Source organism: Agrilactobacillus fermenti (genome assembly GCF_021030645.1).
GTDB lineage: Bacteria > Bacillota > Bacilli > Lactobacillales > Lactobacillaceae > Agrilactobacillus > Agrilactobacillus fermenti.
This window is the reverse complement of sequence record NZ_JACGCJ010000019.1, coordinates 16283-42305: the sequence shown is the minus strand read 5'-3', so window position 1 is coordinate 42305 and position 26023 is coordinate 16283. Positions and strand designations below refer to the sequence as shown.

The following is a 26023-nucleotide window of genomic DNA, read 5'->3' as shown; positions in this document are numbered from 1 at the left end:
CCTCCTATTTAAATTCTTTGTTTATCCTAGCATATCTACTTCCCAAACTTCAATTAATCTGTGTTTTTTCTGTCTTGCCCAGAGAATAAGTCTTTTAATTTCTCGAATTCAGGGTTGGGTGTGCCCTCTTCTTCAGACTGAGCAGTTTGATAATCTGCTTCGGAAACGACATGCCACCCCTGGCCTTTAGGCATGATATCTGCTGCCTTTTCTTCGGGCGTCAACACTTGTGATGGAATGCTCAAAATAATATTATCTTCGATAGATTGCTGAAGATCTATTTTTTTGTCTTCAATTTCAATGACTACCTCATCTTCAAAATTCTCATCATCAGCATTTTCACTCGTCACATAAACTTCGGAAACGTAACGATCAATTGGTAGAGATACCGGTGCCAAGCTTCGTGTTGACGGCACTGTAATCGTACCAACAAGATGCATATCTAAAATCCAAGCATCATGGTCAAAAGTCAAACTACCCTTAACAGTAAACGGCTGGGCATCGCTAATCTCACTTAATCTCTGATGCAATGCCTGCTTTAAATCCAAAGTTTCATTAAATTGCAACGGTTTTTGCTGAAACTTTGCAAGCTCAGCTAGCGTCCATTGTAACAATATACTACCTCCTGATATAAATCGGTTGACGACCATAATTTTGACTGACATGCGTTAATAATTCAACGAATTGATCTACCCGGTTTTGTAAATAAAAAAGACCATCTGATTTAGTATTCTTTGAATTGGCGCGAGTAATAATTGGTAACGTGATTTGCTTTTTTACCTGATTTAAATAAGCTCGACCACACTCATTAAATCCCAGGGGATGAACAAAATCTTTGGCTAAATGCATTTCAGATTTTGTAACGCCTAATAAAATATAAGTCAATACGCGTTGTAGTCGTGCAAAAGTGTAACGCTTAGTCTTAATAGCATGAAGAAAGTCCGTAAAAGAATCGCAATCTCGGATATGTTGCAGTATTCGATATTCTAGACCTTCGTTGATCTGATAGATTTTTGCCAACCGCTCTAAATCTGTGGACAACAAACGATACTTCAAAAATTCAAAACAGTTGGTCCAATTCAAAAATTTAGGTGCTTGTTTCAATTCAAAGACACTCGTTTGTGGCAAAAAAGCCGTCAATGCTTCTGGCAACACACCCGCTAATAATTGATTGCGTAACGCACTTGCACTTTGATATTTTCCAGTCTTAACAGAACTGTCATGTTCGACACCTACGCGCTGAATTGGTACTAATGACAGCGGCATTGCCAAATCAGCATTAGCCCGAGCATAACTCGCAGCCAATAGCATATTAGGTTGATCAAAACTCAGCCCCAGCTCATTTTGAAAGAACTCATTAATTTGGGTGGCATAAGTTTTCCGATAATCAACAAAATAATCATTTCGGTTTGGTAACTGCCGCAATTTAAAGCCCAGTTGTTGATAATTTATCTCGGCAACTTCAGTGCCAAAAGCCAGATGCTCACATTGCAACGCACTTAAAATTGTCAATGCACCTTTTGCAAACAAGTCTGCTGGTTGGACACTATTAGAAAACGGTAACTCCACAACAAGGTCTGCCCCATTTGCCAAGGCCATCGCCGTTCGTTGATACTTATCGACAATGGCAATCTCACCACGTTGAACAAAATTACCACTCATTACAACGACCAAAACATCCGCGTGCGTTTTGATTCGAGCCATTTTTAACTGATATGCATGTCCAGTATGAAAAGGATTATACTCAGCAATTACCCCACACGCAGTCAATTTTTTTTGTTGCACTTAAAAAAATACCTCTCTGAATCTGATTGAATTTCTGTACGACCGAAATCAGCAGTAGCTACAATATTGACAAAGCCAGCAGCCGTCAATAATTGCTTAAAATCAGATACTGCGTAAGTCCGTTCATGGTGAATTTCTTCAATAGCTTGATAGCCTTGAATACCTTCATCCCAAACAAAAAAAGTCAGTTCATGCACCACAGCATGTGCGCGTTGGTCATCCGCATAACTAGACCACATAAAAGCTAAATCTTCAAATTTAGCATTATACATGTATCCTGGAAAAATATGGTCCATTTGATAAAGCGAATGAACATCAAATAAAAATATGCCGCCAGGTTTTAAGGCACGATAGACGTTGCTAAAGGTCTGTGCCACCGCCTTAGAATCGCGTAAATAACAAAGTGAGTCATCAAAACAAGTGACCACATCAAAATTTGCTGGAAAATCCAGGTCTAACATATCTCCTTGAATTAAAGGAACTTTCAATTGAGCTTCAGAAATTTTCTGATCGGCTAGTGCCAACATTTCTTCAGAAATATCCAGCCCCGTTACCTGATAACCGTGTTGTTGTAAACGAACTGCCAAGTCACCAGTCCCACAGGCCAACTCTAATAGTTTAGGATGGACACCCGTCTCACGTAGTACAGATTGATTGACGTAAGTAGCCCACTCGTCATACATTGCCTCGTCCATGAGTCGATCATAGACGCTAGCAAAGGTTGTATAAATCATTCTGTAACCCACTGTGAAACATTAACTAACGGTGCATCAGACCATAATTTTTCAAGATTGTAGAAATCGCGTTCTTCTTTTAAGAAGACGTGCACGACAATATCGCCTAAATCGATCAAAAACCAGCGAGAGCCCTTCTTGCCTTCCATATGTTTGATTTCAAAACCATGTTTTTCTTCCTTATCGACAATTTCACTAACAATAGCTTCAACTTGCCGTTCGGAATTTCCATGCATGATCAAAAAATAATCTGCCAGGAGACTAACTTCTTGCATATCTAACGCCACAATATCTTCTGCATGCTTGCCGTCAGCGGCCTTAACTGCTACTTCTAACATCTGTTGACTATCCAAGTATTCAAAACCCCTTTATTAATTTTCTAAATATTCCCGCCATGTATTATAACTTATAATTGTTTTCGGATAAATCTTAGCGCCTTGCGTCACCAAATACCTTAAAGTATGTTGCAATTCAAAAGCAACACCGATTGCTAACGATTTTTGAGCTGCTTTTCGAGCTGCGTCAATACCCGGGAAATTGCGGTTTGGTTCAATATAATCAGCAATAAAAATAATTTGATCCAACGCTGACATTTCGACATCAGCTGTCGTATGCTTAGCAACGGCCGATAAAATGGCAGTATCAAAAATACGTAAATCACGTTTGATAAAATAGGTGCCGACGACACCGTGCCAAATCCCGTTGTTATAGCCTAATAACTCTGGCGCTAATTTTTGAGACATAATGACTTGCTTAAACGCTTCGTCTGGAAATTGCTTGGCATAATCATGAACAATCCCAGCAATTCGTGCTTTCACCGGATCAGCTGAATACTGTTGTGCCAATGCTTCAGCCGTATCCGCTACTCGCAAAACATGATTATAGCGGCTATCGGTTAATTTGGCATGAACCTTTTGTAATAATACCTCATAATCATATGGTAGTACTTCATTTATTTTTGTCATGAACATACAGACCCTTATCATAAATATAGTCTTCAACTGCATTTGGTACTAAATAATGAATCGAACGATTGGTACGAACACGTTGCCGAACATTACTAGATGAAATATCAATCAGTGGTGCATCCACCCAGATCACTGGATAGGGTGAATGGACAGCATAGTCTTGACGACGAACCCCTACGAAATGAACCATTTTTATTAATGACTCAATTTTATACCACTTTGGTAAATAGGCTACCATATCGCCGCCGATAATAAAATAATAATCTGTATCCGGATGACGCAGCTTTAGCTCACGAATCGTGTCATAAGTGTAACTTTTACCACCGCGTTCCAATTCAAGCGTTTCTAATTCAAAATTCAAATTATCCAGAATCGCTAAATTGACCATATCTTTTCGAAAAGTGCTTGGGATCGTTTGTTTCTGATCAACATGGGGCGGTTGATTGTCTAGCATAAAAAGAACTTTCTCCAAACCAAGTTGTTTTAAAACTTGATCTGCCATGATTAAATGACCTAAATGTGGTGGGTTAAAAGTCCCCCCGAGAATACCGACCTGTCTTCTCTGATTCAGATAAACCAACTTGCGTTTAACTTCAGTGGATATGACTGGTTGTCGCAGTGTGACTGTCTTTTGCTGCACATTAATCTCTTCCTTATCAATTAAATATTATAATTCAGCAATCGATTTGGAAATGTCTTGAAACTTTTCTTTAGTTGATGGGCGAAAAACTAAAATCGTCCGACCAATAATCTGAGCAATCTCAATTTTATGATCCTGAGCAACTAACCACTCAGCCGTATCCTGAGGTGTTACAGCTGCTGCTTGCAATAAAGATATCTTAATCAGTTCACGTCGTTCTAAAGTCGCGTCGACTTGTGCAAACAAATGCTGTGAGAATTCATTTTTACCGATTTGCATGATTGGCCGCATCGTTTGACCCTTTGAACGTAAGAAACGCTTTTGTTTTCCTGTTAGCATAATAACTCCTTTTAAATAATTGCTGGTCGAACTGCAACATTGACACCTTCAGGTACATAAGCGGCCACTAGTCCTGGATGTTTGACTGTGATCCATCCTAACCCGGCATAAACAATGTCACTCGGTTCTTGAATCGAAAATTCTTGACGAACAAGTTTGGGAAAGTTCTTGAGATCCTCAGTACGGGGTGGTGTTAATAATTGCCCAATCTGTCTCGTATAAAATACATCCGCATTCTCTAGCTTGGTGCGATGGAGATACAGTTGATTATCAGCATAGACGGTAATTCCTTGACGTGCACCTTGTATATAATCAAAACGTGCAATACCCGCCAAAAACAATGTCTGTCTAGCATTTAACTGAAACGTTTTCGGCTTGATTTCTTTTTGCGGTGCGATCAAATTCAAATCTTTGTCATTTAAATAATGCGCCATTTGATGTTCATGAATAATACCTGGCGTATCAATTAGGTAGCGACCATCTTCAAAGGGAATTTCGATTTTATCCAAAGTTGTACCTGGAAATCTTGAAGTTGTGATCAAATCTTTGATGGTCATATTCTGACGAATCACTTGATTGATCAGTGTTGATTTACCTACGTTCGTAGTTCCAACCACATAAACATCTTTATCTTCACGATAACGATCGATCACTTTTAAAAGTCCTTCAACATTTTCACCGGTTTTAGAAGATACCAAAACTGTTTTGATTGGCCGTAGACCTTGAGCATGACTTTGCACTTCTAACCAGTGCCGAATCTTTGGCCTTGAAACTTCTTTGGGTAAAACATCTACCTTATTGCCGACAATAATCACAGGGTTTTGACCCACGAAGCGATGTAAACCTGGGATCACACTACCATCAAAGTCAAAAATGTCAATCACGTTAATGATCAGTGCATCTTTAGTACCAAGTTCATTTAGCAATTTAATAAATTCATCATTTGCAACAGATACTGGCACAATCTCATTATAGTGTCTTAACCTAAAACACCGTTGACAATAAATCGTTTCTGCGTTTTGTGTCAGCTGTTTTTGCAAAGCACTATTAGGAATATACCCTGGAGCAGATTTATCCAAAGTTTGGATCTTAGCACCACAGCCAATACAATATATATCTTCAGTTAAGTCCATGCATACCTCCAAAAAAATTAGCGGTCCGTCAATTTTTGATGCCAAATTAAAGGACCGTTTTGATAACGTAACTTCATAAAAATAAATTGCTCTAAAAAGCGATTAATGCTTGTGTTCCAACCATCAGTTGCTACCAGCGGTTTGACTAGAACTGTACGAATACCTGCAGCATTACCGGCAAAAATATCCGTCATCAACTGATCGCCAACCATTACAGTTTCACTGGGGCGCAAGTTAAATTGTTGAATCGCATGACGAATCCCTTTTGTAGTTGGTTTTAAAGCTCGTGAAATAAATGGTACATCAATATCCTTGAGTGCCAGTTTAACACGCTGATGGTTATTATTAGAAACCACAATAACTTTGATTCCCGCTTGAGTTAAGTGTGCCAACCAATGTTTGAGCTCATCGGTTGCGCGCTTATCATTCCATGGTAATAATGTATTATCTAAATCTGTCAGAATATTTTTAATATCTAATTGTTTAAGTTGATCAGCATCGATATTAAAAATGGACTCAATCATAAATGTTGGCGTAAAACTCACAGAACTTTCTCCTATTTTTCGTTTTATACATATACATTTATACATTATAGTAGATTTTAGCATTTAATGCATGTTTTATGGTAACCTTGTTTTGTAAGCGATTTATTAAGTCCAAAGTTATTGCTTACTTTGTGTAAGTAATATACAATAACTTAAAAGGGAGGATCTAACATGTCAAAATTGCATCACGTCTCCTTATTAACTAAAGATGCTAAAAAGAATATTGCATTCTATACACAAGTCCTTGGCTTTCGTTTCGTTAAAAATACGGTAAATCAAGAAAATATTCATATGCGGCACCTGTTCTATGGTGATTATTTAGGCACACCAGGTACTGTTACTACTTTTTTTGAAGTGCCTAATATCGGTCATCGTTATGACGGCAAAAGCTATTTGAATGGCATCCATTATGCAATCCCCGAAGCTAGCTTATCATTCTGGTATGACCGTTTGAATCATTATCACATTATGACCACACAGGTTGATGATAATTTACAATTCAATGATCCAGATGGTGTCACAATTACGCTCCATCCAAGCTTTAAAGCGCTGGCACCACAACAATATGTTTCTAATAATATTCCGGGCAACTACCAAATCGTCGGCCTTTTAGGTACTGAACTACACGTGCCAGAAATAGCACCGACACTTGACTTTTTTGAACGTTTTTTAAATTTACATTTTGAAGATGATCAATTGCTGCTGGATGATGGTAACTTTTTAAAGATTATGTTTTCTAATTCAACCGATAAGCACCGCTTTGGCCGCGGTAGTATGGACCATGTTGCATTAACGGTAACAGACATTAAATCACTGCAGGCCATGATTCAAAAAGCTCAAGATCAAGGTTGGTCAATTGAAGAGGTCCGCGATCGTGGCTGGTTCACCAGTCTCTATATTCGTGAGCCGAACCATAACCGAATTGAATTTGCAACGATGACACCAGGATTTACCTTAGATGAACCCTTAGCAACGTTAGGCGAAAGCTTAGGCTTGCCCCCTAAATTTGAAAGCAAACGTTCCGAAATTGAAGCATATTTTAAACAAAGGAGTGTCGTTTTTAATGGATAATGAAAATTTACTAGGTTTACATCATGTGACTGCGATTACATCGGACGCACAAAAAATATTTAATTTCATGTCTAAATTATTGGGCTTACATTTAATAAAAAAAACAGTCAACCAGGATGATGTCTCAGCCTACCATCTTTATTTTACGGACGATATGGGCACTGCTGGTACAGATATCACCTTTTTTGAATTTCCCCATCTAGCCAAGGGTAAAAAGGGAACCAATCTAATTTCACGAATTGGCTTTCGTGTGCCTAACGATGCAGCTCTAACTTATTGGACCAAGCGATTCGAAGTAAATCACATTACGCACTCAGAAATCAAAACACAATTCAGAGATAAAATTATCCAATTTGAAGATTTCGATGGTCAACAATATCAGTTGGTATCCGATGAACATAATAGCGGTATTTCTGGCGGTACACCCTTTAAAAAAAGTGACGTCCCTGCCGAATTTGCTATTGTAGGTCTTGGCCCCGTTCAAATTACCGTTTTTAATCAAGGCCATTTAAACTTGATCTTAACTGAACTGATGGGCTTTACTCAAAATGAAACAGAGGGTGCTTTTACTCGGTATGAGTTAAATAATGGTGGCCATGGTGCTGAAGTGATCATGGAACACCGCGAAGATGTTGCTCCCGCTGAAGAAGGCTATGGTAACGTACATCATTTAGCCTTTCGCGTTAGTGATGAAACTGTTTTGCGAACCTGGATTGAAAAAATCAAAGCCTATCGCTTGCCACAATCTGGTTTTGTAGATCGTTTTTACTTCAAATCTGAGTACTTTCGTGCTGCACCACAGATTTTATTTGAGATTGCAACGGATGGCCCTGGATTTCTACAAGATGAAACTTATGATGAAGCAGGTATTCATCTGGAACTACCCCCATTTTTGGAAAATCGGCGTTCTGAAATTGAAGCTGGTTTAACACCAATTAAAACGGAGTTGAAATAATTAATGAAAACTAATGATATCAATTATGAATTTGTTCAGGGATCAGCCAATGCTGCACCTTTACTTCTGCTACATGGGACTGGCGGTGATGAGAAGGACTTACTACCGATTGGACATTTTCTCTCACCAGAAGCAAGCCTTTTATCTATTCGCGGCCGGCTCATTGAGAATGGTCTTACCCGTTACTTCAAACATACAGCAACTGGTGGTTTTGATCTAGATAGCTTAACTCAAGAAACTAACTGGTTATTTAATGCCATCAAAACCCTAACAAACGAGCATGGCTTGTCTATCTCTGAGATGATCGTGGTGGGTTATTCAAATGGCGCAAACGTTGCTGCGAAAGCGATATTGGCTGGTATTAGCCCAATCAAAACTGGGATATTTTTTCATCCGATGGTTTTAGCAGCTAATGAAGCAACACCAGCAATTCCAGATACCAAAGTTTGGTTATCTCACGGCAATCAGGATCCAATCGTTTCGCCAGCAAACTTTAACGCTTTAAAAACAATGTTCCAAAAACAGCAAGCTGATATGACCGCTTATGAAGCCAACCAGTCACATAATCTTTCCGAAAACGAATTAGAAGCGGCTAAGGCTTGGTTAAGTACGAGTGGTCGAATATGATTACCTATGCGGCACAAGATTTATCGCACATAGATCAATATAAACTTTTATCGGGTAGCGTGATTCCACGACCTATTGCCTGGGTCACAACTTTAAATTCAGACACAAAAGTCGTTAATCTAGCGCCCTTTAGTTACTTTTCTGTCGCTAGCAATCAAAAGCCGATTATTAGTTTAGCAATTTTGCGGCAGAATCAGTCTGTTAAGCATACAGCGTTCAATATTTTACACCAAAAAGAAGCTGTCATTCATATTGTCAGCGCAGAATTTGCTGCGGCAATGAATGCTACAGCAGCCGGTATAGCTGCTCAAAATAGTGAGCTGGATCTAATTAATGAACCGCTAATTAAAAGCGATTTTATCGCGGTACCTGGTTTAGTCCGTGCCAAGATTCGTCTAGAAACAACCTTATATCAACATATCCCATTATTAGATAAAAATAAGCAAGTTATGACTGATCTGTTACTCTTAGAAGTACAAGGATTTCATTTTGCCGAACACATCTTGGATGAAACAGCAAAACATATTGATGTCGAGGCATTACAACCACTTGGTCGCCTAGCAGGTCCAAATTACACTTATTTAGGTAAAACTTTTTTCATGCAACGGCCGAAATGAGCTATGATAGAACTATTGTGCCATATTTTAAATTAATTGGAGGTTTTGCTTATGAAATCTTTTGGTTTTAATACTTATGGTGCACCAGAAGTATTTGAAACAATTGAGCGCCCTAAGCCCGAACCTAAAAATAATCAGGTTTTAATCAAAACAGTGGCTTTTGGTGTTAATCCTTATGATGTGAAATTACGCCGAGGTTCAGAACAACAGAACCGGCCGCTGGCCTTCCCCATTATTCCAGGCTCTGATGTTGTCGGTCAAATTGCCGCTATGGGATCAGAAGTCACTGATTTTGAAATTGGTGACTGGGTCATTAATCTACGACCGTTACGTGGTTATAGTGAATACGTCACGGCCACCACATCTAAAATTGTCAAAAAACCTAAAACTATGTCTATTTTAGATGCTGCCAGTCTACCAACACCAGGCGTTGCCGCCTATAATATTATTCATCGATTCTTAAAACGTTTTACGGATACAAACGACAAAACAATTGCTGTAATTGGCGCAAGTGGCACAGTTGGTTCAATTGTTGTCCAAATTGCTAAAAGCTATGGTAATCGAGTCATTGGCATTGGTGCCAAGAAAAATGCCGCATTTATGCATTTGATTGGTGTAGATGAGATGGGATTTTATGATCAAGAAGATGTTGGGGCCAAATTTGAGAATCAAGCTGATTTCGTCGTTAATGCGGCTATGAATGGAACAGACAATGGTTTGATCAACCAACTCGTTAAGGCTGGTGGCGGCTCAATTGCTACTGTGGGTGATATCGCCCCAGTGATTACTAAATCTGGAACTTCACTGGCTTACGTCCATCAAGACAAGAGTTTTGATACCAACCAGGCTTTGCGTTTTCTCACCCACTTATCACGAACATTTGGTTTAATCATTCGCGCTGATGAGGCACTTCCTTTTAATGTTCAAGGTGTCATTACGGCCCACCAGAAACTGGAACAACATACTAATGAAGGTCATTTAGTTATTGCTCAAAAACACGAACGCACAACAACTCATGGCCCGGCTAAATAAGTTAAATATTTTTTATACAAAAAAACCACTCATAATTAAAGAGTGGTTTTTTTGTGCTTTATTAAGCAGCTAAAGCTTTTTTAGCAGCATCAACAAGTGCTGTAAATGCAGCAGCATCACTGATAGCTAAATCAGCAAGCATTTTACGATTGATATCAATACCAGCGACTTTTAAGCCATGCATTAATTTGCTATAGCTAATTTCATTTTGACGTGCAGCAGCATTAATACGTGCGATCCATAATTTACGGAAATCACGTTTACGTTGCCGACGATCTCTAAATGCGTAACGATACGAATTCATTACCTGTGCATTTGCAGATTTGAATAAAAGATGCTTAGCACCTGTATAACCTTTTGCTAATTTTAAGACTTTCTTACGACGTTTGCGGGTAACTGTTCCGCCTTTAACACGAGCCATGGTTTTTCCTCCTTGAAACGATCATCTGACTTGGTCAGGACTGTTAATTTAAAGATTGATTATTTTACTTGTGAAAGCATTTGACGGTAACGACCGCGATCTGCGCTTGATACTAAAGTACCTTTACGTAATTGACGACGTTGTTTAACCGTTTTGCCATGGAAACGATGCCGTGTATAGGCATGGTGTCTGGTTAATTGACCAGTGGCAGTTTTCTTAAAGCGCTTTGCAGAAGCGCGATGTGTTTTTTGCTTTGGCATAATTGAAAAATCCTCCTAAGTACAGAACCTGATTAATAATCAGGTTCGAAAAATGTATGTGACAGTAAAGCTTATTTACTGTCTTTTTCGGCTTTAGGGGCAAGCATTAAGAACATGCTGCGCCCATCCATTTTTGGATGAGATTCGACAGTTGCAACATCACTAGCTTCTTTGGCTAGTTTTTCCAACACTTGACGACCAATGTCCTTATGCGTGATTGCCCGGCCTTTGAAACGAATTGAGACTTTAACCTTATCACCTTTGCTCAAGAACTTACGAGCATTGTTCAATTTCGTATTAAAGTCATTTTCTTCAATAGTTGGACTCAAACGAACTTCTTTAACACTGATGGTCTTCTGTTTCTTACGAGCTTCCCGTTCTTTCTTTTGCATTTCAAAACGGTATTTCCCGTAATCCATGATTCTTGCAACTGGTGGTTTAGCTTTCGGCGCGACAATTACAAGATCTAAGTTGGCTTGGTCTGCTAACTTTAGAGCATCTTGTTTAGATTGAACACCTAATTGATCACCGTTTTCAGCAATAAGACGAACTTCGCGGAAACGAATGTTGTCATTTACCATCATGTCTCTTGCTATGGTCAAGCACCTCCATAAAAGTAGAAAAAAGGCGGATTTCCACAGAAATCCGCTCGTAATCTTCATTCATATAACGTTCAATGAAAAATACAACCCAGAGGCTCAAAAGCATAGGCGAGAAGACGGACTTCTACTTTCTTATTTTTTACAACATCAAACAGTATACTTAACTATCGTTTACTTGTCAAGTTTACTTTCAACGGTATTTTCTTTACCAGTACGACTATAATTATTGATTTCAGCAATAATTGCATCAACAAATAAATTAACATCTTCTGTAGTTGACTTCTCAGAACCGTATTTACGAACAGAAACCGTGGCGTCCTCAACCTCTTGGTCCCCTACAACTAATGTATATGGTATCTTCTGAGTTTGCGCTTCTCGAATCTTATAGCCCATCTTTTCGTTACGCAAATCTACTTTGACTCGGATACCCTTTGCAGCCATGCGTGCCTTCAATGATTGAGCATAATCAGCATGCAAGTCCAAATTGACCGGAATTATTTCAACCTGGTTTGGTGCTAGCCAAGTTGGGAAAGCACCCTTGTAAATCTCAGTTAAGTATGCAATGAAACGTTCCATTGTACTAATTACACCCCGATGAATCATAACTGGCCGATGTTCTTTGCCATCTTCTCCAGTATACACTAAGTTAAATTTCTCAGGCATCATGAAATCTAATTGGATCGTTGATAAGGTTTCGTCATTGCCTAATGCTGTCTTAGTTTGAACATCAAGTTTTGGACCGTAGAAAGCAGCTTCACCTTCAGCTTCATAATAATCTAGGCCTAAATCATCCATGGCACCCTTAAGCATTGATTGTGACTTATTCCACATTTCATCATCATCAAAGTATTTTTCCGTATTTGCTGGATCACGGTAACTGAGCCGGAATGTATAATCTGTAATATCAAAGTCTTCATAAACACTCATCATTAGCTGTAAAATCTTCTTAAATTCATCTTGAATTTGATCTGGGCGCACGAAGGTATGACCATCGTTCAATGTCATTTCACGTACTCGCTGCAGCCCAGACAAAGCTCCAGACTTCTCATAGCGATGCATCATGCCCAATTCGGCAATCCGAATTGGTAATTCCCGGTAACTCCGTAAATGATGTTGGTAGATTTGAATGTGTGACGGGCAATTCATCGGCCGTAATTCCAGCATTTCACCGTCACCCATATCCATTGGTGGGAACATATCTTCCCGATAGTGGTCCCAGTGACCAGATTGTTTATATAGATTTAAATTAGCCAATACTGGCGTATAAACATGTTCATAACCGGCAGCAACTTCGCGGTCAATGATGTAACGTTCAATTGTCCGTCGAATCGTAGCCCCATTTGGCATCCAATATGGTAACCCGGCACCAACTTCTGGATCAACGAAGAAAAGATCCAATTCTCGGCCTAATGTCCGATGATCACGTTCTTTAATTTCTGCCCGCCGTTTAAGATCAGCTTCTAAGTCAGCTTGTTTAAAGAAGGCTGTCCCATAAATTCTTTGCAGCATTGGGTTACTGGATTTACCTTGCCAATAAGCACCGGCAACAGATAACAATTCAAAAATCTTGGCTTCTCCGGCCTTATTCAACAAAGCACGATAGCCAAAGTCAATAAAGTCCCCTAATTGGAAAGCAGCAATCTGCACGCCCGTTTCAGCATTGATCAATGATTCCATATAAGGATCATCAGCGAATTCTTTGAGTAAATCGGCTTTATCAACAAGTACCCGCTTGATTTCACCATTGGCTTTAACTAGCTCTTGCATCTTATTTTTGATATTTTCTAGATCATTAACAGTCACTTGGCCATCAGCATTATCTGTATCATAGAAAAAGCCATCTGAAGTAGAATGACCTTCGCCAAAATGCATTTTAGGATACAAAGATTTTAAAGCAGCAGCCAATAAAAATGCAGCTGTATCATTTAATACGATCAAGGCATCATCGTCTTGTGCCGTTAAAATTTGTAGCTTACCATCTTGTTTGATTGGCCGTTGTAAATCAACCAATTCATCATTAAATTTACCGGCAATTGCTTTTTTACCTAACGAAGTACTGATAGATTTAGCGACATCTAATACAGAAACACCCTCATCAAAAGGCTTCTTTGAACCGTCTGGAAATTCAATTGAAATTGTCATATCTAAAACCCTCCAAGTTTTTGCGTTTTAACGTTGTAGTTGGGTATAAAAAAAGCCCTAGAACAAACTACAATTTGTTCTAGGGACGCTTTATTAAAAGCGCGGTTCCACCCACGTTAAAATCACAAGATTTTCACTCTTAGCTGATATTGGTTGCCAACCAATTTCGATCGAAACTATAATTCATGAAAGTGGTTTTGCAAGTTAGGATTTTTATTGATGTTTCAGCCATGCATCAATTCTCTGCTACCTTTTGCAACATATCTTTCAACTCAAGGACTATTAAAACACGATTTGCATGAAACCGCAAGTTCCTTTTGAAAAACATCTGAAAATTGATAACTGACCAGTGACTAACTAACGCCGATTTTCACCCGCCACTGAAATCTCTTGACTTAAGAAGTGGATGCGTTCCATGATGCGTGCGGCTTTAATAGGTTCATTACCCTTATTGCTATTACTCAAAAAGGTTTTTAACTCAGTCCAGGAAAAGTTTGAAGTAAAACAGGTCGGGAGCTGTTCTTGCATCCGGTATTGCAAGAGCACGCCGAGGACATCATCTCTGATCCAAGCGCTCGGAGATTCAGCACCAATATCGTCTAACATTAAGACAGGGGAACTTTTCAAGCTATCAATACGATCAACCACACCATTAGTACTGATCGCACCACGCATTTCAACGGCCAGTGTTGGAAAATGAATCATTGCAGTTTGAATGTTGCTTTGAGCGAGCTCATTGGCAATTGCGCCAAGTAAATATGTTTTACCAACGCCAAAAGCCCCATAAAGATAAAGCCCTTTGTGAAAAATATTTGGTTTGGTGATCATATCTTTAACAAATTCCATAGCTGCCATCAAGGCTTGCTTGCGGCCAGTAGTAATATCGTAATCTTTAAAACTCGCCGTCTCAATCGCTTTAGGCATATTGACCCGAGTCACACGCTGCTTCAAAGCCGTATTTTGCTGCTGGGCAATCAATGCGGCACTAGGTTCATATGAAACATCGATTAGGCCGTTACTAATGACCAATTTAGGAATATAACCTGGAATTAAACCGGATTTGCCAGCACGTACCTTATTTTTTTCCCGTACGAATTCGTATAGTTTAGAGGCACTGCGTTCGATTGCTGCTTGATTTAAGCTATCATGGTTATTCTGCAGAAAAGTTTGCACATCTGAATCCTGTATCGTCTGTTGAATCACGCGCTGGTAATTTTCATTTAACTTTCGCCGATCCATATAAGCCGCAAACTGGTCACTAAGACTTTTCACGTTTCTCCCTCCTTTGTTTGATATCATTCAATTGATCAAAAAGTTTATCGAACTTAAGGTCATCCTGACTAGCTGACTTAGTGGCAGAAGGCGTGTGTTTACCCTTATTTTGGGTATTGGTTGATTCTTCTGATAACTCTGAACTTTGAGATTCCTGATACCATGCAGGTATTGGCTCAGTAATTTGTTTGGCCTTTGGGGTCCGACTATAACGTTTCCCATTAACTGCTTGATTGGTACGTCCATTGGTTTGGTAATGAGCTTGGATACGTTTTAACGCAGCTTCAGGCGTTTGAATATCATTTTGCTGCCAATCATTGGCTACATTTTCAATGAAAGCCAGCGTCACGGTACTACTTTCAATCAAATTAGCATAGGTCAACATATTGATCAATGCGTCAGAAAAAATATTGCGATGTTGCAATTCCCGTAAGACTCGAGTTTCACCCTTACCTACGAACCCTTTTTTCAATTGTTTTTGCCAAGCAAGAAAATCAGTTACTGATAAAGCCTTTGCTTGACGTAACAAGCGTTGTTCATCATCTGAGTAAGTTTGTGCTGCCTTTGAAGCTGAAGTATCATTTTCAACTGTTTTTGCTTTCACAGTCGTCGATTTAACGCTGCCTTTAGTTTGAGTGTATTCCTGTAACGCTAAACTCTCTAACTTTCGTGGATTAATTTCATTAGTCACAATATCTAAAGTACTTGTGATCAAGTTAGCCATGGCCACTTCATCAATACCATAAAATCGATGCAGTTCATAAATCATTTGCTGATTTTTTGTGAGTTCGGTTTTGGGTATTTGATAACGCTGTAATAAATCTTGTAATAATGCCCAATCAAATGATTGTATTTCTCGCGTTGAAAACGATGTTGGTGTCCGGTCTTTGATCTGAAAATTTGCTTTTGTTTCTTGAATACGGTCGGCATCTGTAACGGCATCTTTGACTGCATTAGGAAAGATACTGGCAAATGGTACTGTAATTTCCTTTAGGTCTTTTGTCACTGGGTGTAACTGAAACTGCGCTTTAATTTGATCAAAGCGTTGAGTCCCTACCGTTTGATAAAGTAATAAACTTAATAAATCCTCATGAAAAAAGTTGCTTGGATCTAAAGGTGCATATAATTCATAGACAAAATAACGCCCCATCATATCTTCAGCCGTATAGGTTCGCAGTAAACTTAAAGCTTCCAATCGACGTCGTGCTGTTTCCACGGCGACAAGATCAACACCCAGTGTATCCAATAAAACCCGATGCAAAGGGCGTTGTGTACGCATCAAATCAGGATTTTCAAGAGATTTTAATGTCGTATATAACGCCGCTGCAACGGGTCCAAGAATTGGTTGATATAAATAAACAAGATATTTATTTTGGGCATCATTATAATAATCCGCATGAGTCACTAAAAAACCATCTTTGGGCGAAAATTGAACATCACTACCATTCATTTTGTCACCTCAAATCATTCTTTTTTATCACTAGCCGGTTTAGCTTTATGCATCATCTCTTGAACTTCCTGCATAAATCCATTCATATCCTTGAATTCACGATAGACACTTGCAAAGCGAATATAAGCCACATCATCAATTTTGGCGAGCAGTTGCATAACATATTCACCAATCTCACCGGATTTGACTTCAGTCTCGCCAGTCGCCCGAATTTTATTTTCAACTTGATCAACTAAATCGCGCATTTGATCCATTGAAATTGGCCGCTTTTCAGCGGCGCGAACGACGCCACGTAATATTTTTTCACGATTGAATTCTTCTCGCGTCCCATTTTTTTTGATTACTAGTAATGGAGTTTGTTCAATACGTTCAAAAGTCGTAAAACGGTAGCCACAATTTTCACATTCGCGACGGCGCCGAATAACTCGACCTTCGTCAGTTGGTCGACTATCGATGACTCGTGAGCTATTGTGATGACAATGGGGACATAACATGATTATCTCTCCTATATTTCAACATAGATTAACAACTACAATGAATAATTATTTAAACTTACAATAAAAATAGCGTAAAGTGACTAACTTTGCAAGTTTATACGATGACGATGCTTAACTGGGGCTAAAATCTTGTTTTACAAGAAATGCTTTAACTTGCTGTTTCAAATCGGCTATCGACCCCGTATTATCCGTATGATAATCCGCACGAGCTAACTTGGTATCAATATCTAGCTGACTATTGATTCGATTCATTGCTGCTTGCCTAGATAAACCGTCTCTGGCCATCAATCTTTTTAATTGCAGCTCACGTGGCACGTAAGCAACCATGACCGCATCGACTATTTTTTCATAATGGTATTCGTATAATAATGGTATATCTAAAATGACTAATGGCACTTGTTTTTTCTGCCAAGAAGTTAACTGGGCCATAATTTCTTGGCGAATCAATTGTCCATTGATTCGATCAAGCAAATGCCGTTTATCTGTATTTGAAAAAACAATTTCACCCAATCGTTGGCGATCCAAACTACCATCGGCTTTAAGAATTTGTGGTCCAAAATTAGCGACAATATTAGTTAAGCCGGGAGAGCCTGGTGCCACAACTTGATGTGCGATTTTATCGGCATCCACTATTGGACAACCATAATCGCGAAATATTTGTGCAACTGTCGTTTTTCCGGTGGCAATGCTTCCTGTTAAACCTAATATATAAGTCATTGAATCACCGCCATGGTTGAATCCGCAGGTAAGACTTGTTCTTGCGGGCAAAAATGAGTGCCCCGACCGCCGACTTTGATTTTTTGGATCAATGCACCACAGCGTTCACAAGGTTGCCCTTCACGACCATAAACATGGAGATTAAATTGAAAGTGTCCTGAATCTCCATTAGCATCTACATACGAGCGGATCGTGGTACCACCAGCAGCCACAGCCTTTTTTAACTCTGCTTGGATGGCAGCATGCAACGATTGAGCTTGAGTAAACGTAACTCGATTTGCTGGTAATAAAGGATGGATTTTGCTTAACCAAAGTACTTCATCACAATAAATATTTCCCAGACCTGCAACTGTATGCTGGTCTAACAAAACAGCTTTAATATTTTTTTTATGTTTCTGTAGTCTCTGATAAAAATCAGCAACTTGAAAATCAGGCGATAATGGCTCTGGCCCTAGAGCATGAATTCCAGACAACTGATTCTCTTGACCAGTTTTTAATAACGTCATCCGTCCAAATTTACGAACATCTGCGTAACGCAATTGTGTCCGATCTGTAAACGCAATAATCACATGGGTATGTTTCGTAACTGGCTCATCAGACTGATTTAAAAAGTATCGTCCTTCCATGCGCAAATGACTGACCATTGTCAAATGGCCTGACAGTCGGAACAACAAATACTTTCCACGCCGATCAATTGCCTCTATGGTCCGACCCGCTAACTGCTGCTTAAATTCTTCACTATCGTTAGTCACAATTTTGGGCCATAAAACTTGGACGTCAACAATTTTTTTACCAACAACTAACGCTTTTAACCCACGTCGAACTGTTTCTACTTCGGGTAATTCTGGCATTGTGCACCTCTTTGTTCTATTAAGTTATGCTTTAACATCGTACCAAGTAGCGCCATGACCACTATCAACCTTCAAAGGCACATCCAGCTGAATTGCTGAATCCATAACACTTGGAACGAGCTTTTCTAAAATTGGCAGTTCACTCTTTGGTGCTTCAAAAATTAATTCATCATGAACCTGTAATAACATTGTGGCCTGAAGTTTTTCAGCTTTCAATTTTTGAGCCATTTGAATCATTGCAATTTTAATAATATCAGCGGCACTTCCTTGAATTGGTGTATTCATTGCCGTGCGTTCTGCAAACGAACGTAGATTGAAATTCTTTGAATGAATATCTGGCAAATAACGGCGCCGATGTAACAAAGTTTCGACATAGCCCTGTTCACGAGCTGTTTGAACAATAGCTTCTGTCCAGGTTTTAACCTTCGGATATTGTTCAAAATAGGCTTCAATAAACTGCTTAGCCTGTTTCCGTGTGATACCAATGTTTTGGGAAAGACCATAATCACTAATACCATAAACAATGCCAAAATTGGTTGCTTTTGCCTGACGACGCATATTTGGGGTAACTTGTTCTGGGCGATCCAAACCAAAAATCTTCATCGCAGTATTGGCATGAATATCGCGGTTTTCCCTAAATGCTGCTTGCATGTTTTCATCACCCGAAATATGAGCCAGCACACGCAATTCAACCTGAGAATAATCAGACGAAAAGATCTCCCAGTCCTTATGCCTAGGGATAAAAGCCTGACGAATTTGGCGGCCTTCTTCTAAACGAGCAGGTATATTCTGCAAATTTGGATCAACAGAAGATAGCCGACCAGTTTGTGTTAATGTCTGTAAATATCGTGTGTGTACCTTATGATCAGGATGGATCTGTTTCAACAAACCTTCAACATACGTAGATTGTATTTTTGAAATTTGGCGATAGTTTAAAATTTCATCAATAATTGGTGAAGCAGACCGTAATTTCTCCAAAACATCAACTGAAGTAGAATAACCAGTTTTAGTCTTTTTAATGACGGGTAACTGCAACTTTTCAAATAAAATTTCAGATAATTGTTTGGGTGAATTGATATTGAACTCTGTACCCGCAATTTCATAGATATTTTTTTGGATTTGTGCTAATCGCTGTTTGAACTCACCTTGCATCGTAGTGAGGCGCTGAGCATCAACCGTAATTCCTGCAATTTCCATATCGGCCAATACAATAGCCAATGGCATTTCTAAGTCTATGAAAAGATCCCATTGTGCATGTTGTTTTAGTTGATCACTTAATGGCAAACGCAAATCAGTGATTGCTCGGGCTTTGTTAGCCAAGTGTGTGAAGAACAGTTTCTGGTCCGCTGGTATTTGTCGCTTGGCGCCTTTACCATAAACGGCTTCATCTGTTTCAACTTGCGTATAATCATGTAATCGTGCAATTTCACCCAAATCATTACTATTATTGTTAGTATTCAATAAATATGATGCCAACAATAAATCAAAATCTACGCCTGCCAATTTGATATCTAAGCGATTTAAAGCCACATAGGTTCGTTTTAAATCAAAAACGGATTTTTTGATTGCCGCATCGGTTAATAGACTCTTGATTGTCGGTTCTTGTAACAAACTGATATCGTTGGAAACATACCAATGTCCCTCACTACCAAGGACAAACCCATCCAAAGTTGCGGTGTGATAATTATCATCTAACATTTCGATGATTAGACTGATTGGTTGCTTTAATTGCTGAAGCACATCTAAATTATCGCCATTTAATAGCGTGTACATTGCATTGTTTTGCATTTGCGGTGTAGCAGTCCCTGTCGTGACATCTAATTGCGCTAAAAAGGCATTAAAATCCATTGCCTTGTAGAACTCAATTAACTTTGCTTGGTCTGGGCCATGATAAATTGTGTCATCGAGTTGAACTTTGAGCGGAGCATCTGTTCTGATTCGCGCTAAGTCTCGGCTCATATATGCCTGATCTTTATCATTGATCAGATTTTCTTTCATTTTACTTTGCTTTAATTCATCAATATGTGCATACAAGTTATCAATACTGTCAAATTGAATTAAAAGTTTTAAAGCTGTCTTTTCGCCAACTTTTGTCACACCGGGATAATTATCAGAAGTATCTCCCATCAAACCTTTAAGATCTACAATTTGACCCGGTTCGATGCCAAGTTTTGCTTTAACATGAGCTGGTGTATAGGTTTCAAGTTGATTGACACCTTTAACAGTCACCTGCACAGTAGTTTTGGTAGTTGTCAACTGCGTCAAGTCCCGATCTCCCGTAACAATTGTTGTACTAAAGCCAACAGCTTCAGCTTCTTTAGCGAGCGTCCCAATGATGTCATCAGCCTCATAATCCTTTAATTCATACCATTTAATACCATAACTATCTAAAAATTCGCGCATATATGGTAGCTGTTCTGCCAATTCACTTGGCATCTTGGCACGCCCACCTTTATAATTCGCATATTTAACGGTTCGAAAAGTCGTTTTGCCTGCATCAAAAGCAACCAAAATATGTGTCGGCTGTTCTTGTTTAATAACCGTTTCCAGCATATTCTTAAATGCATAAATTGCATTAGTATGTAACCCATCATGATTTGTGAAGTGATCCAACGCATTATGCAGTGCAAAAAAAGCACGAAACATCAACGAGTTACCATCAATTAATAAAAGTTTTTTTGCCGTCATATTGACCTCCAATAATTCCTAGTATTATTGTATCAGAGCCCACAGATGATTCAAATTCTAAATTTTAGAATTAAGTAAAATCACCGATTTTAGAGCAAATAAAAACCGGAACAGAAAAATCTATTCCGGACATAGCTGAGCCATTAATTATTTTGCGTATCAAAGCCAAAAATCTGCAAAATATACAGGAAAATATTAATAAAGTCTAGATATAAATTTAACGCTCCCATGACAGCGATATTATTCAAACTAACATCTGCTGACAAATCACCACGGTTGACACTTTGATAATAGACACCCTTCAAGTATTGGTTATCATAAGCCGTCAGCATTGAAAAAATCAAAACGCCAACGTAAGAAAGTATCAGTTGCATGAAACTAGATTGCATAAATAGATTGATCACTGATGCTAAAATCAGGCCAATTAACAAAGCCATACTCATCTGACCCATGCGTGATAAATTCCGTTTTGTTACAAAACCTACGATTGCCAAAGCAACAAACAGTGCCGCAGCAGTCACAAAGGCTGTCGTAATATCTGCAATATTATAAAACGACAATGTTACGGATAATACAAGGCCGTTAATAGCGGCAAAACTTGCAAATAAAGCTAAGTTAATTGCCGTTGATCGCCGCTGGGTTGCTCGAAAACCAAAAACCATTGCAATTTCAGCAATAAATAAAATCCAGAGTGTCATTGGATGTTCTTGTAACAGCTGACTGTACTGATCTCGAAATGTATTCAAAGCCAAAAAAGAAATCAATGCAGAAATAGCAATACCCAAACCCATATAACTATAGACTCGAGTGAAGAAGCGATTTAAACCGACATCTTTGACGTAAACTTCTTTTGAAGGTACCTGTTGCATAAAACTGCCCCCTTTTACATAACTTAATTATATTGTATATGATTCGATGAAACAAATAATCGGTCCAAATACTTATTTATTTCACTTGATTTTGTAATAACTTTTCATAAGCGACTTCATATTTTGGAATATCACCCGCACCCATAAAAATAACTACGGCATTATGATATTGCAATAGTGGTGTCATATCAGCTACTTGTAAAACAGTTCCACCATTCGGTAATTTATCAGCTAAGTCATTAATTGAAATATTGCCAGAATTTTCACGTATAGATCCAAAAATATCTGTCAAATAAACAACATCTGCTTTGCTTAAACTCGTGACAAAACCAGTCAGCAATGCTTTCAGCCGAGAATAAGTGTGTGGTTGAAAAACAGCAATTAGTTTTTTATCTGGGAATTTTTGTCGAGCAGCATCAATTGTTGCTTTAATTTCTGAAGGATGATGTGCATAATCATCAATGATAGTCATATCACCAATATTTTTTTGTGCAAACCGTCGTTTAGCCCCTTGATAAGTCAAAAATTCACGCGCCAATAAACTTGCATTGATTTTTTCGAGATGACTGACGCCAACGACTGCAAGACTATTTAAGATGTTATGCTGGCCAAACAATGGAATTTTAAAATGACCAATTATCTGGCCTTGGTGACGTACATCAAATTCTGAACCAGCGGTTGTTTTTTCAATGTTGACAGCTTGAAAGTCATCGGTATCCCGTAATCCGTATGTGTATATTGGTGCATTAGCGTGCAGCTTCTTTAGATTGACATCATCGCCCCAGACGAATAGACCTTTTTTGACTTGTTCAGCTTCAGTTTGAAAAGCTGAAACCACATCATCTAAATCTTTATAATAATCTGGATGATCAAAATCAATATTAGTCATAATTAAATAATCAGGATGATAGGCTAAAAAATGACGGCGATACTCATCAGCTTCAAAAACAAAGAATCGTGCATCTCTAATACCTTTCCCCATACCGTCACCAATCAAGTAAGCCGTTTTGTCGATACCACTTAAAACATGAGCTAACAGTCCAGTCGTACTTGTTTTACCGTGCGTACCAGCAACACCAATACTCGTATAATTAGTCATTAAATGACCTACGAATTCATGGTAGCGATAAAACGGCAACTTCATTGCTTTAGCTTGTTTAATTTCGATTTGGTCGTCTGTAAATGCATTTCCAGCAATAACGATCATATCTGACTTCAAGTTGGTTGTTGCAAAATCAACTATTGGAATACCTGCTGCTTCTAAAGGCTGCTGTGTAAAAGTATGTTTTGTAATATCTGAACCAGCAACTTTAAGTCCCATATCATGTAAAATTAACGCCAATGCGGCCATCCCAGTACCTTTAATCCCAATAAAATAATACGTTTTTTGTGTTTGAAATTCCATGAATAAACTGCTCCTAACGTTACTTGTTTTTAATTTTTGGCCTGAAGTTTATCCAAGTCACTTTGTGAAAAATAAACCTCTCTAGGTTTAGATCCCTGAGATTGCCCAACATAATTATTAGCTTCTAAATCATCAATGATGTTTGCCGCTCGGTTGTAGCCAATCGAAAACATCCGTTGTAATTTTGATGTCGAAATTGTTTTCTCTTGAACCAAATATTCAAAAACCTGGGGCATCAACTCATCTTCTTGAGACTTAGCTATCGAACGTTTTACTAAATCATCAGGTTTAAACTGATAATCAGGTTCACGCTGTGCTTTCACAGCGGCTATGACTTGATCAATTTCAGATTCAATATACGTCCCTTGAATACGGATCGGGTGGTTTTGCCCATTGCCTAAATACAACATATCACCACGGCCAAGCAAGCGCTCTGCACCACCAGTATCCAAAATTGTTCTGGAATCGATTTGACTGGAAACCATGAAGGCAATTCGTGTTGGAATATTGTTTTTGATTGTTCCAGTCACGACGTCCACGCTAGGCCGCTGAGTTGCAACAATCAAATGAATACCTGCAGCTCTTGCCTTTTGCGTAATTCGAGCAATACTATCTTGAACATCATTAGAAGCTGTCATCATTAGATCAGCTAATTCATCAATGATAACAACGATATAAGGCATCTTAAGACCTGCTTGCTGATTATGTATTGCCTTTTCATTAAATTGTCGAATATTACGAACACCTGCATTAGCAAAACGAGCGTATCTTTTTTCCATTTCAGTGACGACCCATTCTAGAGCGGCCGAAGCTTCACGGGTATCTGAAATCACAGGCGTCAATAGATGTGGCAAGCCGTTATATGGTGCTAATTCAACGACTTTAGGATCGATTAAAATCAGTTTAACTTGATCAGGGTCAGCCTTATACATTAGCGAAGTCAATAGTGAATTGATAAATACACTCTTACCAGATCCAGTGGAGCCGGCAATCAAAGCGTGCGGCATTTTGGCAATATCAGCAATCACAGGTTTTCCAAACAAATCAACACCTAGTGCAATGGTTAGTGGCGATGAACTCGATTTGAATTGCTGTGTTTCAAGCACTTCCGACAACCGAACTTGCCGAGACTTTAGGTTCGGAATCTCTATGCCGACTGTATTTCGTCCCGGGATTGGTGCTTCTATACGAATATCCTTAGCTGCTAAGGCCAATTTTAAATCATCATTTAAATTGGTGATTTTATTGACTTTGACGCCACGTTCCAAATGGACTTCGAATTGGGTCACTGTTGGCCCAATTGTGTAACGCACCACATTGCCCTTAACGTGAAAGGCATTTAACGTTTCATTTAATGTTTTTTGCTGCTGTTCAGCCCATGAGTCAGCGTCAAAAGCTGGTGACACGTCTTTATCTGGCAATAAATTTAACGGCGGTACATGATAAGTCTCCGAGGCAGTAATTTTAGTTGGCGTATCAGAATGATTACTCGTCCCAACTTCTGTTACTGGATGTTTCACTGTAGCCGACTGTTCAGGCAAATGGTCCTTCTCAACGCCAAATTTCACATCGTTAATTGTTGCTTTATTAGCAGTGGTAGTCGTTGCTGCTTGCCTTGCTAAGTTGTTCGCCATATTTTCCATCTGGGATGTGTCAGTAGAGCTTAAAATCATAGCTGCATTATCTTTTTCTTGGTGCTCATGGCGCTTAGCGACTGCTTCCCTGGCGGTTGATTCAATTGTTGGCGCTGTAGTTGCTGATTCTGCCGTGACATTGGTTGGCGTCACCTTCCCCAATTGCTTGGTTATCGATTCAGGTTGCTTAGCCAACATTGCCGGCGCGTGCAATAAACTCGCAGATTTAATCGTGTGCCCGGCATCTACTGATTTAGAAGCCATTGTTTCAGTCGATGTTTTTATTGTTTCCTTTGGTTCTGGTGCAGCTGTTACTATATTTGCTGGTGCTGTAGTTGCTGCTTGTTGGCTTTTTTGGTCTGTTTTTGTACCTTCGCCATAATAAATATTGCTCACATCGGAAGCAGCAAGCAAATAATAACTCTCTAAAGGCTTTTCAAGTTGATTTAATAAATGAGCATAATATTGTTTTTCATGGTTGGCCCGGTGATAGGTAACTGTGTGTTTCTTCGTAAAATTTCTAAAAGCAGCAACATTATCTGTTTCTTTTTTCTCTTTAGTAGTTGTGGCACTATGTTTTACCGTTTGAGCTTTAGGGGAAACAACCGTTACATCATCAGGTTGTGCTTCAATAATTTCCTTTGTCTGTTGCTCATGACGTTGCTTTAAACGTGCAAGCTTGCGGTAAAATGCTGGTCCGTCATAGTGTGTCATGCTTCTCCCCCTTTCTAAAATTGTCACCGTTCATTATATAACAATTTTAACCAAG

Annotated in this window: 27 protein-coding genes; 5 read left to right on the top strand and 22 right to left on the bottom strand. The window is 38.9% G+C overall.

The window, feature by feature from the left end; all coding sequences use genetic code 11:
* Positions 1–53: 53 nt before the first annotated feature.
* Genes FHQ08_RS08100 through FHQ08_RS08060 form a run of 9 tightly spaced genes read right to left on the bottom strand, consistent with a single transcriptional unit; the run spans position 54 to position 6189 of the window.
* A complete protein-coding gene (locus FHQ08_RS08100; RefSeq protein WP_230913897.1) occupies positions 54–614 on the bottom strand; it encodes a DUF177 domain-containing protein in 561 nt (186 codons plus the stop codon).
* Positions 615–618: 4 nt separating this feature from the next.
* Positions 619–1785 (bottom strand): nucleotidyltransferase, encoded by a 1167-nt coding sequence (locus tag FHQ08_RS08095; protein WP_230913896.1) that lies wholly within the window; start codon positions 1783–1785, stop codon positions 619–621.
* Positions 1767–2519, bottom strand: a complete 753-nt coding sequence (locus FHQ08_RS08090; RefSeq protein ID WP_230913895.1) for a class I SAM-dependent methyltransferase — start codon at positions 2517–2519, stop codon at positions 1767–1769. Before FHQ08_RS08090 ends, FHQ08_RS08095 begins: the two co-directional genes overlap by 19 nt.
* Positions 2516–2857, bottom strand: coding sequence for a ribosome silencing factor (gene rsfS, locus FHQ08_RS08085; protein WP_230913913.1), 342 nt, complete (start codon positions 2855–2857; stop codon positions 2516–2518). Before rsfS ends, FHQ08_RS08090 begins: the two co-directional genes overlap by 4 nt.
* 33 nt (positions 2858–2890) lie before the next feature.
* A complete protein-coding gene (yqeK, locus tag FHQ08_RS08080) occupies positions 2891–3490 on the bottom strand; it encodes a bis(5'-nucleosyl)-tetraphosphatase (symmetrical) YqeK (protein WP_407929194.1) in 600 nt (199 codons plus the stop codon).
* Positions 3468–4133, bottom strand: coding sequence for a nicotinate-nucleotide adenylyltransferase (locus FHQ08_RS08075; RefSeq protein ID WP_407929196.1), 666 nt, complete (start codon positions 4131–4133; stop codon positions 3468–3470). The genes yqeK and FHQ08_RS08075 overlap by 23 nt, the downstream gene beginning before the upstream one ends.
* Positions 4134–4154: 21 nt before the next feature.
* Complete coding sequence (locus FHQ08_RS08070; RefSeq protein ID WP_230913893.1) at positions 4155–4466, bottom strand: YhbY family RNA-binding protein; 312 nt, start codon at positions 4464–4466, stop codon at positions 4155–4157.
* Positions 4467–4477: 11 nt separating this feature from the next.
* The gene (gene yqeH, locus FHQ08_RS08065; RefSeq protein ID WP_230913892.1) at positions 4478–5599 is read right to left on the bottom strand and encodes a ribosome biogenesis GTPase YqeH; all 1122 of its coding nucleotides are present in this window, start codon (positions 5597–5599) and stop codon (positions 4478–4480) included.
* A 17-nt stretch (positions 5600–5616) separates the two neighbouring features.
* Positions 5617–6189: a YqeG family HAD IIIA-type phosphatase gene (locus tag FHQ08_RS08060; RefSeq protein WP_269073910.1), complete on the bottom strand. Its 573-nt coding sequence runs from the start codon at positions 6187–6189 to the stop codon at positions 5617–5619.
* 126 nt (positions 6190–6315) lie between these two features.
* Here FHQ08_RS08060 and FHQ08_RS08055 point away from each other — a divergent pair, with 126 nt between their 5' ends.
* Genes FHQ08_RS08055 through FHQ08_RS08035 form a run of 5 tightly spaced genes read left to right on the top strand, consistent with a single transcriptional unit; the run spans position 6316 to position 10446 of the window.
* Entirely contained in the window at positions 6316–7215 is a 900-nt protein-coding gene (locus FHQ08_RS08055; RefSeq protein WP_230913890.1) for a VOC family protein, read from the top strand.
* Entirely contained in the window at positions 7208–8170 is a 963-nt protein-coding gene (locus FHQ08_RS08050) for a ring-cleaving dioxygenase (RefSeq protein ID WP_230913889.1), read from the top strand. Before FHQ08_RS08055 ends, FHQ08_RS08050 begins: the two co-directional genes overlap by 8 nt.
* 3 nt (positions 8171–8173) lie before the next feature.
* Positions 8174–8797, top strand: a complete 624-nt coding sequence (locus tag FHQ08_RS08045) for an alpha/beta hydrolase (RefSeq protein WP_230913888.1) — start codon at positions 8174–8176, stop codon at positions 8795–8797.
* Positions 8794–9414: a flavin reductase family protein gene (locus tag FHQ08_RS08040; protein ID WP_230913887.1), complete on the top strand. Its 621-nt coding sequence runs from the start codon at positions 8794–8796 to the stop codon at positions 9412–9414. Before FHQ08_RS08045 ends, FHQ08_RS08040 begins: the two co-directional genes overlap by 4 nt.
* Positions 9415–9465: 51 nt before the next feature.
* Positions 9466–10446 (top strand): NADP-dependent oxidoreductase, encoded by a 981-nt coding sequence (locus FHQ08_RS08035; RefSeq protein WP_230913886.1) that lies wholly within the window; start codon positions 9466–9468, stop codon positions 10444–10446.
* 61 nt (positions 10447–10507) lie between these two features.
* On the opposite strand, the gene rplT is transcribed toward FHQ08_RS08035, so the two are convergent.
* The 13 genes from rplT to FHQ08_RS07970 all read right to left on the bottom strand — a co-directional run bounded on the left by rplT (position 10508) and on the right by FHQ08_RS07970 (position 25968).
* Entirely contained in the window at positions 10508–10867 is a 360-nt protein-coding gene (rplT, locus tag FHQ08_RS08030; RefSeq protein ID WP_230913885.1) for a 50S ribosomal protein L20, read from the bottom strand.
* 59 nt (positions 10868–10926) lie between these two features.
* The gene (gene rpmI / locus FHQ08_RS08025) at positions 10927–11127 is read right to left on the bottom strand and encodes a 50S ribosomal protein L35 (RefSeq protein ID WP_230913884.1); all 201 of its coding nucleotides are present in this window, start codon (positions 11125–11127) and stop codon (positions 10927–10929) included.
* A gap of 71 nt (positions 11128–11198) precedes the next feature.
* On the bottom strand, positions 11199–11708 hold the full coding sequence (gene infC, locus FHQ08_RS08020; protein WP_230913911.1) for a translation initiation factor IF-3: 510 nt from the start codon (positions 11706–11708) through the stop codon (positions 11199–11201).
* Positions 11709–11900: 192 nt separating this feature from the next.
* Entirely contained in the window at positions 11901–13871 is a 1971-nt protein-coding gene (gene thrS / locus FHQ08_RS08015; protein WP_230913883.1) for a threonine--tRNA ligase, read from the bottom strand.
* A 357-nt stretch (positions 13872–14228) separates the two neighbouring features.
* Positions 14229–15143, bottom strand: coding sequence for a primosomal protein DnaI (gene dnaI, locus FHQ08_RS08010; protein ID WP_407929193.1), 915 nt, complete (start codon positions 15141–15143; stop codon positions 14229–14231).
* Positions 15130–16593 carry a DnaD domain protein gene (locus FHQ08_RS08005; RefSeq protein WP_230913882.1) on the bottom strand — a complete coding sequence of 488 codons (1464 nt, stop codon included), beginning with the start codon at positions 16591–16593 and terminating at the stop codon, positions 15130–15132. Before FHQ08_RS08005 ends, dnaI begins: the two co-directional genes overlap by 14 nt.
* Positions 16594–16607: 14 nt before the next feature.
* Entirely contained in the window at positions 16608–17087 is a 480-nt protein-coding gene (gene nrdR / locus FHQ08_RS08000) for a transcriptional regulator NrdR (RefSeq protein WP_230913881.1), read from the bottom strand.
* A 114-nt stretch (positions 17088–17201) separates the two neighbouring features.
* On the bottom strand, positions 17202–17807 hold the full coding sequence (gene coaE, locus FHQ08_RS07995) for a dephospho-CoA kinase (RefSeq protein WP_230913880.1): 606 nt from the start codon (positions 17805–17807) through the stop codon (positions 17202–17204).
* Positions 17804–18658, bottom strand: coding sequence for a DNA-formamidopyrimidine glycosylase (gene mutM, locus FHQ08_RS07990; RefSeq protein ID WP_230913879.1), 855 nt, complete (start codon positions 18656–18658; stop codon positions 17804–17806). Before mutM ends, coaE begins: the two co-directional genes overlap by 4 nt.
* Positions 18659–18682: 24 nt before the next feature.
* Positions 18683–21346, bottom strand: a complete 2664-nt coding sequence (gene polA, locus FHQ08_RS07985) for a DNA polymerase I (RefSeq protein ID WP_230913878.1) — start codon at positions 21344–21346, stop codon at positions 18683–18685.
* A gap of 143 nt (positions 21347–21489) precedes the next feature.
* Complete coding sequence (locus tag FHQ08_RS07980) at positions 21490–22215, bottom strand: Bax inhibitor-1/YccA family protein (RefSeq protein ID WP_230913877.1); 726 nt, start codon at positions 22213–22215, stop codon at positions 21490–21492.
* A gap of 76 nt (positions 22216–22291) precedes the next feature.
* Positions 22292–23620: a UDP-N-acetylmuramate--L-alanine ligase gene (gene murC, locus FHQ08_RS07975; protein ID WP_230913876.1), complete on the bottom strand. Its 1329-nt coding sequence runs from the start codon at positions 23618–23620 to the stop codon at positions 22292–22294.
* Between the two features lie 29 nt (positions 23621–23649).
* Entirely contained in the window at positions 23650–25968 is a 2319-nt protein-coding gene (locus FHQ08_RS07970) for a DNA translocase FtsK (protein WP_230913875.1), read from the bottom strand.
* Positions 25969–26023: the final 55 nt, after the last annotated feature.